Consider the following 14,218-nt stretch of genomic DNA (forward strand, 5'->3'; position numbering starts at 1 on the left):
TCTTGCAGGCCGACTTTCGGCGCTTCGTCAGAGCCTATGTGCACGCGCAACACGCGATAGAAATGACCGAATTTTCCGGCGCTGCGGCGTTGAAAGTCCTGCTCTCCATATTCCTAACGGTGATAACCGGTATCGCGAATTCCGCACATGGACAACCCGGCCGTCAACATGGCCGGGTTACCGCGGACGGCGCTACTGCAGGTAGCGGCTTCTCAACAGCGCCAGCTCCCGGGCATCCACATCCAGCGCATGCTGGATATACCCGTCAACGGAGCCGTGCTCGCGCTCCATTTCGGCGAAGGCGGAGTCCAGCCAGGATGCTTCGACTCCGGCCAGCACACCGCGCACATCTTCCGGCAGCTGGAAAAAGAACGCGAACATGCGTTTTTCTTTCTCACTCGCATCCACCGGCAATTTGAACATGTCGGAATTCTTCAGATAGTCATTGGACAGCAGATAATCCTTTTTCACCGTCTCGCGATCCACTCCCAGCGCCGTCAGAATCAGTGCTGCGCCGATGCCGGTGCGGTCCTTGCCCGCGGTGCAGTGGAACAAGAGAGGCTCATCTTGATTGATCATCTGCTGGAACATGGCCCGGTAGTGGGGCGTCTGCTGCTGAACCAGCCCCACATAACCCTGGTCCATTAGTTTCACCAGGTCTTCCTTGCCAAAACCGGGCTTGGACAACACTTTGGCAAATTCCTGCTCCCAGTTGCCCATCTCGTAATCCCAGTTCATCGCGATGACATTACCTGCAGCCCAGCGGGTCGGTTCGGTTTCACGCTCATTTGACGAGCGGAAATCCACGATGGTGGCAATTTCGCGCTCGCGCAGGTAATCGTAGTCGCCGCTGGTCAGATTGGTCAGAACACCGGAACGGTACAACTTGCCCCACTTCACTTCCCTGCCATCAGTGGTTTTATAGCCACCCAGATCGCGAAAATTGCGGCCGCCTTGCAGTGGCAACAAACGGGTGTGGGAAACTTCAGTTTCGGCGGCCACCTTCGCCGGTACCGGTGCCATATTCGCACTGAGTGCATTGCCACCCGTGGAGTGGGAAGAAGTACAGCCGCCCAGAGCGAGGACCGCGATCGCAGCCATCAATGTGTTGGATACAAATTTATACATAATTCACCTCGTTATTTAACTGGATATCAGAAGTTCACCCGGAAGCCCGCCAGGTAGCGACGACCGTAGCCTTCTACCTGGTTCGGTGTGCGCTCGTCCCCCACATAGCGCACGTCGCGTTCATCGGTCAGGTTGTTGGCATTGGCATAAACGGATACGTCGGCACCGAAGACCGGTGTGGGCAGGGTGTAGCTCACCTGCAGATCCATGCGTTTCTGTGCAGCCCAGTATTCCGCCATGCTGTCGTTCTCGGTCGTGGAGAGCCAGTCGTCACGGTACTGATGGTTCAGACGGATGGAGAAGCTGTCCATTTCATAGAAGACGGAGGTGTTGAAAATCAGATCAGACGTACCTGGCAGGCCGAACCTAGTACCGTTGCGGGTTTCAAATTCGCTGTCCAGTGCCGTCAGGTTGGCGCTGACACCGAAGCCGGAAAGCGTCGGCAGCAGGTCATCGGCCTGGGCAATCACGTTCAGCTCCACACCGCTCAACTTGCCGTTATCGCCGTTGACGTAACCGGTGTAGGTCCACTCTTCGCCGTCGGCGGAAGGCAGATAGACGCCGCCGTCAATGGTAGCGCTGTCCGCATAGATCACGTTGTCGATGTTGCGGGCAAAGGCACCGACAGACATCAGGCTCGCCTCTCCCAGGTACCACTCCAGCGCCACATCGCCACCCCAGGCTTCTTCCGCTTCCAGGGTCGGGTTGCCACCCACTACGATCTTGTCGGTTATGTTGACAGCGGCGGACGCGCGCCACTCGTTGTAGGTCGGGCGGCTAACGCCTGTAGAAGTGGACACTCGCAGTTTCACGTCGTCGGTAAGATCGACGTTCAGGTGCGCGCTGGGCAGTACATTGGTGAAGGAATCGGAATAATCACCTTCCGGACCGGCGCTGCTGTAGTCGGTATTTTCAAAGCGGGAGCCCAGTACCAGGTTGCCCCAGCTGAATTCGGTGGTGACCATGGCGTAACCCGCCATTACCTGCTCTTCCAGCTTGATCAGCTGGTCCGATGTCGGCTCCACGCTGAGTCCGCCCGCGGCCCGCTCCCAGGCCGCGCGCAGGCCCTGGTTATCGTAGTAGGTACCGTTGATACTGTTGGTGAAGTCGGTATCCCAGACCTTGTCGGTGGCGAAGCTACCGATGTCAATGCTGCCGGGAAAGGCACCGTAGCCCTGGGCGACGCCAAAGCCGTCGGCTTCGCGATCATCCAGTTCCACACCGAGTTTCAGGGTGGCCGGTTTGCCAGCCAGAGTAAGGTCACGCTCACCGTCGAGCTTGAATTTGGTCGCGTCGATGGCAAGCTCCGAGCCGATCAGGTAGCCGAGAGTCGTGTAGTAATCGACCTGGCTGAGGTCAGCGGTTTCTTCTGTTCCCAACCGGGTAACTTCCACCAGCGGATTTTCCAGATCGCTGAGATCGTAGCTGCCAGACACCACACCCGCGCGGCTCATGGCTATCGGCAGGAACATGCTGTTTTCGGTTTCCGTCAGGTTCAGGCGCGCCTCCACAAACCACTCATCCAATGCGAAATCGCCGCCCAGGGTATTGGTGAAGGTGGAGTTTTCATACACGCCGTCTTGCAGCATGCGGTTGGCCATTATCAGGGGTTGCGTCCCGTGAACCCCGGCCTCGTGAGGCGCGCCGCTTGCTGCCGCACCGCCGGCGAAGTCAAGAATGTACTGGTTGCGCTCTTCGAAATCCTGGAATTCGTTGTATAGGCTGCTGACGAACAGACGCTCGATGGCGCTGTTTTGCGGCCGCAGTTCGAAACGGCCACCGTAGGCGCGATCTTCGCGAGTCACCTTGTAGCTGCGGAAATCCAGTTCGTTCACCAGCACTTCGCCATCCACCAGTTCCAGGTCGTACTCGCGGTTGTCGGTGATCTGTTCGCGGCTGTTTTCAGAGGCAAAAAGGGTGAAGCCGACGGTCTCGTTGGACCAGGAGGTACGCAGGGCAAGCTTTTCGATATCGCCATCGCCCAGTTGCTGGTTCCCCATGCCCAGATCGCTGGAGAAAGCCCAGCCTTCTTTCGCAAAAGGATCGAAGGTGGAGATATTGATGTAACCGGAAACAGCATCGCCAGGCATGTTCGGCATGATCGCCTTGTTGGCATCGATGCGGCTGGTGATCACGGACGGGAAGCTGTCGAAGCGCGGCACGCGACCGTTCTCGGCACCGGGAATACTGAGACCGTCGATGGCAAGGGAGGTATAGCGGAAGGGGGCACCGCGGAAGTTGATGTAGCGCGCCTGGCCCTGGTCGCGTTCGATGGCCAGCCCCGGTACCCGGCCCAGGGAGTCGGCCAGGTTCTGGTCGGGGAAGCGGCCAATGGTGTCAGCGGAGATGATGTCTACGTTGTTGTCGGCATCGCGCTTGGCGTCGATGGCGGCCTTTTGGCTGTCGCGGATTGGCGATGCCATTACCGTGACCTCTTCCAGGGCACGGGCGTCGACGGCCTGCTGCGCCACCGCCGGGCCGGCACCACCGGTCACACTGAGTGCCACCAGCAGCGACAGTCGGTTGCGGGGGATTGCGATCATAGTTCTGCTCCAATTAACGCCGTTTTTTAACGGGGTTAGGTTTGTTAGAGATGGCCAGGCCTGTGTCCTGACCGCTTGGCGCAGATGATCAAAATTGCGTGTGACAACGGGGTTAAAAAGAGACTTGTGTGCGGAAAGGAGATATCTCCAAAAAGAAAATATCCGTAAATCAAAGGGTTGCGGACTTGCAGATTTGGAGGCAGTGCCGCTAACGGGCCCCCTCGCAGCGGGTGGCTGACATCAGAGGACGTTTATCTGCCCGGCGGACAATGACAACCTATAGCGATAGCGGCCGCTTTTGAGATCTCTTTCAGACTCAAACAGATAGGCGCTGGCAAGCTCTTCACCGAGGGCGGAAACCAGTTCATCGCGGATCTTGTTGCGGTTCTGGTCCAGGTTTTTTGCCCGCAGACCGTGCTCCCGCAGGTCATTGATCGACTTGGCGTGACCTCCGTGAGTTTCCATCAGCGCAATCAGTGATTCCGCGCCGGCGCGGTCCGGGCGGTTAACCGGCGGATTCAGCAGCCAGCCCTCGCCCTGCTGCCGCAACCGCGCGTACCAGAGGTAGTAAAAGAACGGGGTCTTCGCCAGCTTGATTGCCACACCGTGAATCTGTACCTGCTGTGAAGCGGTATCCAACACCAGCTGCTGCTGCGCACTCGCGGCAACCAGAGCCGCGTCGCAATCCCCGCCGTTGAGACTCAGTGCGCGAACGAACCACGCGATCTGCGCGTCACACAACTGCGAGGCGAGGCGACGTGCCCGGGATGCGGGCAGCCCCATGGCAATCAGCCTGGCAATGCGCGCCCGCTGCGGTTTTGACAGGGGATATGGCAAGCGCGACGCGATGATGACCAGCAGTAGCGCCAGCAGCGATTGACTCAACAGGAGCACCGGCCAGTTGTAGTGACATTCAAGCATCAGCGACGTCGCGCGCGGTTCACTGCCAATGTTCCAGGCGATATTGATGCTTCGGGCAGCGGCCCCGGCCATCGGCGCGTGACCATCTTCCATCAGCTGCGTTACCCGGGCCGAACAGCTGTGCACCAGCGGCAGGCCACCCTCGGCATTTAATGTTTGGAGATCCTGCTCCAGCCGGTTCACCAGCCACTGCCGCAGCGGCTCGTCACTGAGACGTGTCTGCAGGGCCAGCGCGAGTTTGTCCGGCAATTGCTGGTTCAGTTGCCGTGTCAGATCGAGCGACAGACTGCGCTGCACCTGCCAACCGGCGAGGGAACAGAGCAACAGGCTCAACGTCCCCCAGGCCAGCAGCAGAACACGCGGATTCGGCGCGCTCCGCATACCATCAGGGAACACAGTGTTCAGCCCCGGCAAAAACACGCCGCCCCCGCAGGTAGGCATCGGCCAGCCCGTCAAAGGCCTCCGCCACTGCGCAATCGGTTGCACCCGCGCGCGTTTTGCGCACAAACAGGGTCGCCGCATTGGCGTCGCCGGAAATCAACGTGCGGCTGAGGGGAATATCCAGATCGGTGCGCACATAATCCCCCCCACTGACCAGATCCAGTTCGTCGCGGGCAAAGGCCTGGTACAGGCTCACGGCATCGTCAAAGTAGCGCAGGTTCTCCTCGCTGAAATTGACTCCGGCCTCTTTCAATGAGGCGAGTGGCAGCAGGTAAAGCGTGTGGCTGAGTTTGTCATTCAGCAGGCCGACGCGCTTGCCGTGAAAGTAATCTGCCGTGAGCTGCGGCGCACCGCCACGGCTGTACCAGTAGACCCGGTAGTGGTCGTAGTGCAACAGTGGCTCGTAGTGGTCGCCGTATTCCGGAACCAATCCCGCCATGCTGTGAGAGCGGCTCCAGATCACGTCGTACTCCTCGCTGAGGATCTCCTCCGCGGTGAGGAGCGCGCGAGGCTTCCACGACACCTGTACCCCGCGATAGGTCCGCTGCACCGAGGGCGCCGCGCACAGGCGCTCGGCGATTTCACGTGCGCGCACAGAAGTTACCAGTTGAAGCTTGAATACCGGGGAGCCCGCCGCTCCGCCGGTATCGCACTGATAGAGGTGGTAGTCGCCGAGTACCGGTGGCGTTACCCGCTGCCCGGCACTCCATATACACAGCGCCACGCCCGCGGCCAGTAGCAGTCCGAGCGCGGTGAAATATATCTTGCGGCTGGCGAGAAATAGCGGGGTCATGGGCCGTGATGGTCTGTCGGTCTTACTGGCCAGTCTATGTCCGTTTCATGACAAACCGATGACCCCGCGGCGCCGGTACGGCCTCAGCCCGGTTCGAATTTCCTCGACCGCCGGTGACTGCGCACCAGTTGCGCCGGCGTCACCTGAAAGGCTTTTTTAAACGCCGCAACAAAATTGGACGCGTGATTGTAACCGGCCAGATAGGCGGCCTCGCCGATGCTCAGCCCCTCCATAATGAGTGCGGCGCGGGCGATTTCCAGACGGCGACGGCGCACATAATCGATCACCGTGGTGCCGTAAAGCACTTTGAACTTGCGCTGCAGCGTACTGACGCTGACCCCGAGTGCGCTCGCAATCTCATCCAGACCACGGCAATCGCGCAGTTTTTCATCCACCCATTGTTTCAGCAAAAAATCACTGGCTCCCGGCAGCGCCGCCGGGCGGGCATCGCCGGCGAGCAGCTGCTCGTCAAACGCATCAACACAGCGGGACAGAAGTTCAATCGCGAGCTGTTCCTGCTGCAGTTGTTCACTGAAACTCTGCGCGGCGTCAAGCGCCATCAGTCGCCGGGCGAGAGACTCGGTTTCGGCGTCGGCAGCCCAGAAGTGGGGAATGGCGTGGCGGGCAAACAGGCGTTGCACCTGCACCCTACCCGCTTCCGACTGGCAGCGCTGCTGCAACCAGCTCTGCTGTACAAAAATATTCAGCTTGTCGACATAGGCACCGCTGCGGGTAAATCGGGTCATCATTTCCGGGCGTGAGAGCGCGAAACCGGAACACTCTATGGGCGACAGATCGCGAGCACCGAGGCGATGCCTGCGGCCACCAAGCGAAAAATCCACACTGCCACGAAACAGCAGATTGAAACTCAGACCGGGAGGCAGCTCCGCCACGCTACTGAGGCTGCGGGTTTCGACACCGTGACCGCAGTGCACACTGAGCCCGCCGTGGTTGTGAAATGAGAAGCGCCCGCGCATCACCACATTGCGGGAGTTCTCCACACTTCCCGAGGGAAAAATACGGTGGCGCACACCCGTGACTTCCAGCATGTCTTCCAGTGTCTGCTGCCGAAGCGGCGACCGTTCAGCGGCCCCATCTTTGTTCATTATTGGCCGCTCCTTCAGCGCCGATTTTTTCGCGTTTTCCATATCCCAATCCGTTCCATCTCCGATAACTGACCAGCCTGGCGATTCCGCATAGCAATTTGCCGATTGCGCACACCGGAAAACCAGGAAAGCGGAGCGAAAAAATTTTACTATAAATGATAAGTATTCGCATTTATTTTTTGCACATCACGGTGCTCGCGGCGAATACCAAGGAGTTCTGATGCGCAGGGGCCTGTTCACAGGCGGGACCCAAGGCGCGCTTCAAGCACGCAGTGCACGGATGCACTGTCCCGGGATTTCTCCGCATCTTGCAATTTCGGGGCGAGCCGGCGTTATACGCCCGCCGGCTGGCGTTATGAGTGCAGGGACGCACTTTTTTTGACCGGAATCCTCCCACCTCCTCCCCGGCACCAGCGTGTCCCGGCCGTATCTCCATTAGGAAGCCCACCCCCACCGGCCTACCATTGGGCAGTAAGACTCAGCAATAAACAGAGGTATACGGCCATGTCAAAAGCCTGGGTTCTGGTAGCCAACCATACTCATGCCCGCGTATTTGAAGCGGAAAAACGTGCGGGTTCCCTCACAGAAATAGAATCTCTGGTTTATCCGGAAGGACGCATGAAAGGCCGTGAGCTGCTCAGCGACGCCCCGGGGCGCGCCTTCGACAGCAAAGGCCAGGGCCGCCACGCCATGGAGGAACCCACCAGCCTCCGTAAACAGGGCGCGCGCAAGTTCGCCCGCGATATCGCCCATGCCCTGGAGCGCGGCCGCCAGCAGGGGCGCTTTGACCGTCTCTACATCGTTGCCGACCCCGCCATGGCCGGCAGCCTGCGTATGTCCATGAGCACGCCCTGCCTGGCCACCATCGCCGGCGAATCACGCAAGAATCTCACCACCTGCGACAGCGACGAAATCCGCGCGCAACTGCCCATGTGGCTCTAACAGCCGTAAGGCTCTACCGCACGCCACCCGCACACCGCCGCGGGTGGCGGCAATTGATTTGTGGTCGACAGGCTGACACCATGCCCCACACTACCCGGGGCCCCGTGCCGCGGCACAACCCTGACCACCAAGGAAGCGGTAATGCTGAGACTGTTTCAAATCCTCCGCGGCAAGATCAAAGAAACCTACGCCGGCAGCGACTACCACACCCAGCCGTTGTCCGACGCCGCCTGGATCGACTTACAAGATCCGGAGGACGACGAGCGCGACCTGCTGGAGCAGTTGCTGCGCACTGAACTGCCGGAGTCTGAGGACGTGGACGAGATCGAATCGTCCGCGCGCTACTTCGTGGATACCGCTGGCATTCACGTACACTCCCTGTACCTGACCCAGAGCGAAGGCCGCCACGATACCGCCACCGTCGCCTTCATCCTGCAGCCGCAGCGTCTGATCACCGTGCGCGAGAGCGAACTCGCGGACTTCCGCCTGCTGCGCATGCGCGCCCGCCGCAACCAGGTGGAGGCGCACAATGCGCAGGAGCTGTTAATCCTGCTATTTGAACAGAAGGTGGAAAACCTCGCCGACGCGCTGGAAGACAACTACCTGAAACTCGGTGAAGTCAGCCACCTGGTGCTCGAAGAGGAGGAGGCGGACCTGGAAGACGCCATCGACCACCTCGCCAAGCTTGAGGACTCCAACGGAAAAATCCGCCTGTGCCTGATGGACACCCAGCGCTCCATCGCTTTCCTGCAGCGCCACCTGAAAGACGACCCGGAACTGCGCGAAGACTGCTGGGGCATCCTGCGCGATATCGACACCCTGATGTCACACACCACCTTCCTGTTCGAGAAGATCAACTTCCTGATGGACTCCACCCAGGGTTTCATCAATATCGAACAGAACAAGATCATCAAGATCTTCTCCATCGCCGCGGTGGTCTTCCTGCCGCCCACCATGGTGGCGAGCATCTACGGCATGAACTTCGAGCACATGCCGGAGCTACAGTGGCTGCTGGGCTACCCCTGGGCGCTGTTGTTGATGTTGATGGCGGGCATGGCGCCGTATCTCTACTTCAAGAAGAAGGGGTGGTTGTAGCATCAAAACTCCGATGCGAAGATAGCGATGCCCCACCAAATCCACCGCCAACTGCTAACCTTAAATGGGTAAAAAATCGCAGGGAAACGGGGCGAGCATGGCGGCGGGAAATTCAAACGACAGGCCATTCCACATGCGGCGCTGGCTCAGTATCCAGCAGGCCGTCGATCATCTGAGCGCCCTGTCGGAAGAACCGTTGACCAGCGACGACCTCGCCCGTCTCGCTGAAGACCACCTGCTGGATCTTTACTGGTACCGCCCCGGACAGATGCTCAGCTATATCGACCTGCCGGAAAAGCCCCGCACCACCCTCAAACACCCCCTGCGCCTCAGCCCCGAGCACAGCAGCGATTGGCGTGCCATCGTCGGTGTCCTGCGCCAGCGCCCCGCACTGCCCGCGGAAGAAAACGACACCCCGACGCTTCAGGATACCGACGGCAACCGCCTGCGGATCGCCTTCGATTTCAGCAACCGCCCCGAGCCCTTTAGTAGCCACTGGTATCCCAACTACAGTGAGCTGGTGGTAAAGCGCCGGGATCTGGATCGGCTGGAGCGCGAACTGTTCTCCAGCGACGATGAGCAACCATTAGCACCCGACCTGCTGCTCGACGTGATCTGGCAGCTGGAACAGATGGCGATGCAAAATGGCCAGGAAGGAGGCGCACCCGCGCATGACCTCGACTGGCTCACCCATGAACTCTGCGACCGCTCCCATTTGGATCCGGTTCTGTTGGGCAGAGTACTGAACGCCGCAGAACGCCAGCACAGCGCTCACCACTGACCCAATCTCCCGCTCCGCTACCCGTCCTGATCTGCCATAGGCTGAGCCAATGGCAGGCCATAGCCAACCGCAATTGGCACACGTGCGAATTTTTCGAAAAATAGTTCCGGCTTTTTGCGCTATTCCAGCGCTCGAGAATTTTTATAATGCGAGCCTTCTCAGAAAAGGGGTGGAATTACCAATGCAGACCCGCAACAGTCCGACGCATTATGGCTGGGTGGCCGTCGCCTTCCACTGGCTGATGGCGCCGGCGATCATCGGTATGTTTGCACTGGGCTGGTGGATGCGCGGATTGTCTTACTACGACCCCTGGTATCGCCAGGGCCCGGATATCCACAAGTCCGTCGGTATTCTGCTGCTGATTCTGCTGACGGCGCGCCTGCTGTGGCGCTGGGCCAATGTGAGCCCTGCACCGGAGCCCGCGCCGCGCTGGCAGCAGCGTGCGGCGGGTTTCGCGCATTGGGTAATTTATGGCCTGTTGCTGGCGATTTTTGTCTCCGGCTATCTGATTAGTACGGCGGATGGCCGCGCGATTGAGGTTTTCGGCTGGTTTCAGGTACCGGCCACTCTGCAGGGGCTGGAGAATCAGGAGGATATCGCGGGGGCGATCCACAAGTATCTGGCGTGGACGCTGATGGGGCTGGTACTGCTGCACGGACTTGCGGCCTTCAAGCATCATTTCGTCAATAAAGATGGCACACTCAGAAAGATGTTCGGGCTGGCGCCGCGCAATAATGCCGCCTGAGATAAGTTTTGACCTTGAGAGTGATCACTCACTTTCGATTTTTCTCGAATCCAATGATTTGAACCCAACCACAGGAAACTGAACCATGAAGAAACTTGCTGTTCTGTTGTTCGCTGCGCTGGTCGGCACTTCTGCCCAGGCGGCCATTTACAAAGTCGACACCCAGGGTGCGCATGCATTTGTGCAGTTCCGCATCAAGCATCTCGGTTACAGCTGGCTGTACGGCCGCTTTGACAAGTTTGACGGCAGCTTTTCCTATGACGAAGCCAAGCCGGAAGCGTCTTCCATTGAGATGACGGTGGACACCACCAGCCTGAACAGCAACCATGCGGAGCGCGATAAGCACCTGCGCGGCAAGGATTTCCTGAACGTAGACAAGTTCCCCTCTGCCACCTTCAAGAGCACCAGTTTTGAGCCGAAGGGCGATGGCAAGGCGGTCCTGAAGGGCGACCTGACCCTGCACGGTGTGACCAAGCCGATCGCGATTGATGTGACCGAGATCGGTGGCGGCAAGGACCCCTGGGGTGGCTACCGTCAGGGCTTCACCGGCAAGACTGAGTTCAAACTGAAAGACTTCGGCATTGACTACGACCTGGGCCCGGCGTCCCAGACCGTTGAGCTGATTCTGGATGTGGAAGGTGTCCGCCAGTAAGCCTTCGTTGAAACGACTTCCGTCTCACAGGATGGACAGGAAACCCGGCCTCAGTGCCGGGTTTCTTGTTTTTGGGGTTTGGGGTTTGGGGTTTGGGGTTTGGGGTACGGTGCTGGTGGTTCGAGCCCTGTTCTCGCTCCTGTGGCGGAAAATCACCGGGTAGCCCCTTTCGGAACCGCTGTGAATACATCCATGTACGCTGCGTCGGCGACGTCCCTGTCGCCGACGCTTCCGAAAGGGGCTACCCGGTGCTTTACCTTCAATTCGGGTACTGCACTTCGTCAGCTTTTTCGAACAGTGGATAACTGGAAAGTTGTCACTTCGTAATTATTCACGCTAAGGAGTTTTTCTTTTTTACTAACGAAGTACAGGAACCGATGCGAAGGCAGAGCGGTGGGGATTCGTTTTTGAAAGCGTCGGAAACAGGGATGTTTCCGACGCAGCCTACAGGGACGTATTCATGGCGGTTTCAAAAACGAATACCCACCGATCTGCCGCCACTAAACCTAAACAAAGCGGACCACTACACCATCACGCATTTACAGCGCGGCCTACAGAGTCCCGAACCACCAATCGCCCAATGACAAACACGAGCAGCCCAACCAAAATTCCGGGCATGCCCTCGTACACATGTGCGTGCCACCCAGCCCAACGCCATACCAGCGCGGTCGAAAGGCCCAAAAGACTCATTGCAATAGCCAGTTTCTGCGAAGGCTTCCCACCCGCAGCCAACACCATCAACAATGGCGCAAAGGCCGAAGCCAGCGCCGACCAGCTCATTACTACCAGACTGAACACACTCTGCTTGTTCAATAGCGCCCAAGCCACCGCCGCGGTGGCAATTCCCAAGGTGGCCAGTTTCAATAGGCGGGTATTCTCCGTGCGCTGTGGCAACAGATCGTGAGTGAGTGCGGCGGAACAGCTGAGGACCAGAGAATCCGCCGTGGACATGGTTGCGGCAAAAATACCGGCGAGGACCAAGCCCACCATTATCGGCGACAGCAGCTCCATCGCCATCATCGGCAGCGCCAGCTCCGCATCAAACGAGCCGGGATCATTCAACAGGATGCGCGACAACATACCCACCGCCGTCGCCATAAAATAGAAAATCGTAAACCACAGGTAATACCAGCAGCGCGCCTGCACCATGCGCTTCGAATCGTTCAACGCCATAAAGCGCACCATCACATGGGGCTGACCCACCACAGAAATACCGGCAAACAGCCAGCTCAGTGCAAACAGAATGCCACCGGCCACGCCCGGCAGTAACAGATCCTGCGGATACCAGTTCAGGAAGCCTTCCACCTGCTCCATCGCCTGCCACGCCGCTGCCAGCCCACCAACGGATTGTGTGGCCACAAACAGCAGCGAGCCCATCGCCACCACCATCACCAGCGACTGCGCCGCATCGGTCCAGATGGACGCGCGGATGCCGCCGGCAAGGCAGTAGGCCGCAACAATCACACCGCCAATCACCGCACCGCTCCACAAAGGAAGATCCAGCACCACATGCAACGCCTTACTGCCCGCCACCAACTGCGCGCTGGCGTAAGCCAGCAGGAACAACAGTGAAAGCACGCCTGCGAGTTTCTGCCAGGCGCCGAAACGGGTTCCCTGCCAGCAGGCGAGTACGCCGGCGTAGCTGGATTCACCGCTGCGTTTGGCCGCCTCCCGCAGGTTTTTGTGTATCCACAGAGAGCCAAGGAAATCCCCCAGAATCCAGCCCAACATCAGCCAGATGGATGCGAGGCCGGTGGCGTAGGTGTAACCAATGACACCGATGAACATGTAGCCGCTGTTATTCGTGGCCACCGCCGACAGGCCCACCAGCATGGGGGAAACATCCTGGCTGGCGAGGTAGTAGTCTTTTTTGGTGCCGCGGCTCTTGCGATAGGAGCTGATGCCGACGGCGGCAAATAAGCTGAGGAAAAAAAGAAAACTGAGCAGCATGGCTGGCCCCCGTATTTTTATAGATTTTTACGGTCGTCATTCCCGCGAATGCGGGAATCCAGTTCTCCTGCAACTGGACCCCCGCCTTCGCGGGGGTGACGAGAACGGATTTTTTAGAGGTACGGTAACGAAAAGGACTCAATGAGCCGCTATCCGCCAACCTGTTATTCGTTATCTTTCGGCTTTGGCTTATCCGACTGGATGCCCATCAACTGGGCGAACTCCTTGCGCTCGTACAGCGCATTGAACGCGGGATCTTCCAACGCCTCGTCGCGATAGGTGGGAGAAATGGCCAGCGCTTTTTTCAGATAATTGATGGCCTCTTCCCACTGCTCAAGGTAGGCATAAGCACAGGCGAGCTGGTAGTAGGCGTTGCCGTTTTCGCCGTCGATCTGCAACGCCTGCAAACACAGGTTGATGGCCCATTGGGGCTCGTCCAGTTCCAGTACCGCATCGGCCTTGTAGGTAAGCGCTTCGCCGTCGTCCTGGCGCAAATTCAGGATCTGGTCGTAAACCGCTATTTTCCCTGTTGGTGTCTGTTCGCGGCCGGCGCGCAGCCACAGGGAGTGAATCTCACGGGTGAGTTCAATTTCATCCCGGTTGCTCTCGATATGCTGGGTCTTTTCCGACAACTGCTCCTCGATACTGCGCAGGCGCGCCTCGTACTGCTCCACCAGTTTGGAAATTTCCTGATTGGCAAGGGTGTGCACTTTTTCTTTCACATCGCGAATGGAAGTCCAGCCCATAATCACCAACAGGGAACTGAAGCCGGCAATCAGATAAAAGAAATAAGTAATGGTATCGGTGGCGTAGGTGATGGCCTTGTCGGCGGCGCTCAGCTGGCGGTCGACGATGTTCTCCGTCAGCGAGACTTTCTGCGCGGCCATATCGATGCGCAGCTGCTTCAGCTCGTCGAGCACATAGCGCTCGATAAACGCCGAGTAGAGCGGTTTGTCGAGGTTTTCCACCGCTTCGGCAACCTTCTCCAGCTCCTGCTGTTTTTGCTGGTTTTGCGCCTTCTCTTCACTGGTGACTTCCGGCGGAGATGGCACTTCGGTTTGATCCTGAACCTGGGATTGAGCGGCAGTGGGGCGAGTGAAAAAAAGCAGTACCCAGGCCAC

Annotated in this window: 12 protein-coding genes; 5 read left to right on the top strand and 7 right to left on the bottom strand. The window is 58.7% G+C overall.

The features are described 5' to 3' along the window. Window positions 1-192 precede the first annotated feature (192 nt). The 5 genes from GNX18_RS10345 to GNX18_RS10365 form a co-directional block, all read right to left on the bottom strand. Window positions 193-1,128 (bottom strand): tyrosine-protein phosphatase, encoded by a 936-nt coding sequence (locus GNX18_RS10345; protein ID WP_166217735.1) that lies wholly within the window; start codon window positions 1,126-1,128, stop codon window positions 193-195. A gap of 26 nt (window positions 1,129-1,154) precedes the next feature. Further along, complete coding sequence (locus tag GNX18_RS10350; protein WP_166217738.1) at window positions 1,155-3,671, bottom strand: TonB-dependent receptor; 2,517 nt, start codon at window positions 3,669-3,671, stop codon at window positions 1,155-1,157. Window positions 3,672-3,911: 240 nt separating this feature from the next. Next, on the bottom strand, window positions 3,912-4,925 hold the full coding sequence (locus GNX18_RS10355; RefSeq protein WP_205827855.1) for a hypothetical protein: 1,014 nt from the start codon (window positions 4,923-4,925) through the stop codon (window positions 3,912-3,914). Window positions 4,926-4,977: 52 nt separating this feature from the next. Continuing rightward, window positions 4,978-5,826: a hypothetical protein gene (locus tag GNX18_RS10360; RefSeq protein WP_166217744.1), complete on the bottom strand. Its 849-nt coding sequence runs from the start codon at window positions 5,824-5,826 to the stop codon at window positions 4,978-4,980. An 83-nt stretch (window positions 5,827-5,909) separates the two neighbouring features. Beyond that, window positions 5,910-6,932, bottom strand: a complete 1,023-nt coding sequence (locus GNX18_RS10365) for an AraC family transcriptional regulator (protein WP_166217747.1) — start codon at window positions 6,930-6,932, stop codon at window positions 5,910-5,912. 504 nt (window positions 6,933-7,436) lie between these two features. Between GNX18_RS10365 and GNX18_RS10370 the strand changes: the two genes are divergently transcribed. From GNX18_RS10370 to GNX18_RS10390, 5 genes are all read left to right on the top strand, one after another. After that, a complete protein-coding gene (locus GNX18_RS10370; protein WP_166217750.1) occupies window positions 7,437-7,874 on the top strand; it encodes a host attachment protein in 438 nt (145 codons plus the stop codon). Between the two features lie 141 nt (window positions 7,875-8,015). Continuing rightward, entirely contained in the window at window positions 8,016-8,969 is a 954-nt protein-coding gene (gene corA / locus GNX18_RS10375) for a magnesium/cobalt transporter CorA (RefSeq protein ID WP_138237021.1), read from the top strand. Between the two features lie 133 nt (window positions 8,970-9,102). Next, window positions 9,103-9,750 (top strand): hypothetical protein, encoded by a 648-nt coding sequence (locus GNX18_RS10380; protein WP_240913962.1) that lies wholly within the window; start codon window positions 9,103-9,105, stop codon window positions 9,748-9,750. 181 nt (window positions 9,751-9,931) lie between these two features. Further along, on the top strand, window positions 9,932-10,495 hold the full coding sequence (locus GNX18_RS10385; protein ID WP_166217753.1) for a cytochrome b: 564 nt from the start codon (window positions 9,932-9,934) through the stop codon (window positions 10,493-10,495). Window positions 10,496-10,580: 85 nt separating this feature from the next. Next, the gene (locus GNX18_RS10390) at window positions 10,581-11,147 is read left to right on the top strand and encodes a YceI family protein (protein ID WP_138237018.1); all 567 of its coding nucleotides are present in this window, start codon (window positions 10,581-10,583) and stop codon (window positions 11,145-11,147) included. Window positions 11,148-11,678: 531 nt separating this feature from the next. Here the strand turns inward: GNX18_RS10390 and GNX18_RS10395 are convergent. Beyond that, window positions 11,679-13,097 (bottom strand): sodium/proline symporter, encoded by a 1,419-nt coding sequence (locus GNX18_RS10395; protein ID WP_166217756.1) that lies wholly within the window; start codon window positions 13,095-13,097, stop codon window positions 11,679-11,681. Between the two features lie 164 nt (window positions 13,098-13,261). Next, window positions 13,262-14,218 carry a tetratricopeptide repeat protein gene (locus tag GNX18_RS10400; RefSeq protein ID WP_240913963.1) on the bottom strand — a complete coding sequence of 319 codons (957 nt, stop codon included), beginning with the start codon at window positions 14,216-14,218 and terminating at the stop codon, window positions 13,262-13,264.

This window comes from Microbulbifer sp. SH-1 (assembly GCF_011326135.1).
Lineage (GTDB): Bacteria > Pseudomonadota > Gammaproteobacteria > Pseudomonadales > Cellvibrionaceae > Microbulbifer > Microbulbifer harenosus.

Coding starts and splice junctions, on each gene's coding strand:
- GNX18_RS10345 (WP_166217735.1), bottom strand. CDS start 1,128: ATGTATAAATTTGTATCCAACACATTGATGGCTGCGATCGCGGTCCTC.
- GNX18_RS10350 (WP_166217738.1), bottom strand. CDS start 3,671: ATGATCGCAATCCCCCGCAACCGACTGTCGCTGCTGGTGGCACTCAGT.
- GNX18_RS10360 (WP_166217744.1), bottom strand. CDS start 5,826: ATGACCCCGCTATTTCTCGCCAGCCGCAAGATATATTTCACCGCGCTC.
- GNX18_RS10365 (WP_166217747.1), bottom strand. CDS start 6,932: ATGAACAAAGATGGGGCCGCTGAACGGTCGCCGCTTCGGCAGCAGACA.
- GNX18_RS10370 (WP_166217750.1), top strand. CDS start 7,437: ATGTCAAAAGCCTGGGTTCTGGTAGCCAACCATACTCATGCCCGCGTA.
- corA (WP_138237021.1), top strand. CDS start 8,016: ATGCTGAGACTGTTTCAAATCCTCCGCGGCAAGATCAAAGAAACCTAC.
- GNX18_RS10380 (WP_240913962.1), top strand. CDS start 9,103: ATGCGGCGCTGGCTCAGTATCCAGCAGGCCGTCGATCATCTGAGCGCC.
- GNX18_RS10385 (WP_166217753.1), top strand. CDS start 9,932: ATGCAGACCCGCAACAGTCCGACGCATTATGGCTGGGTGGCCGTCGCC.
- GNX18_RS10390 (WP_138237018.1), top strand. CDS start 10,581: ATGAAGAAACTTGCTGTTCTGTTGTTCGCTGCGCTGGTCGGCACTTCT.
- GNX18_RS10395 (WP_166217756.1), bottom strand. CDS start 13,097: ATGCTGCTCAGTTTTCTTTTTTTCCTCAGCTTATTTGCCGCCGTCGGC.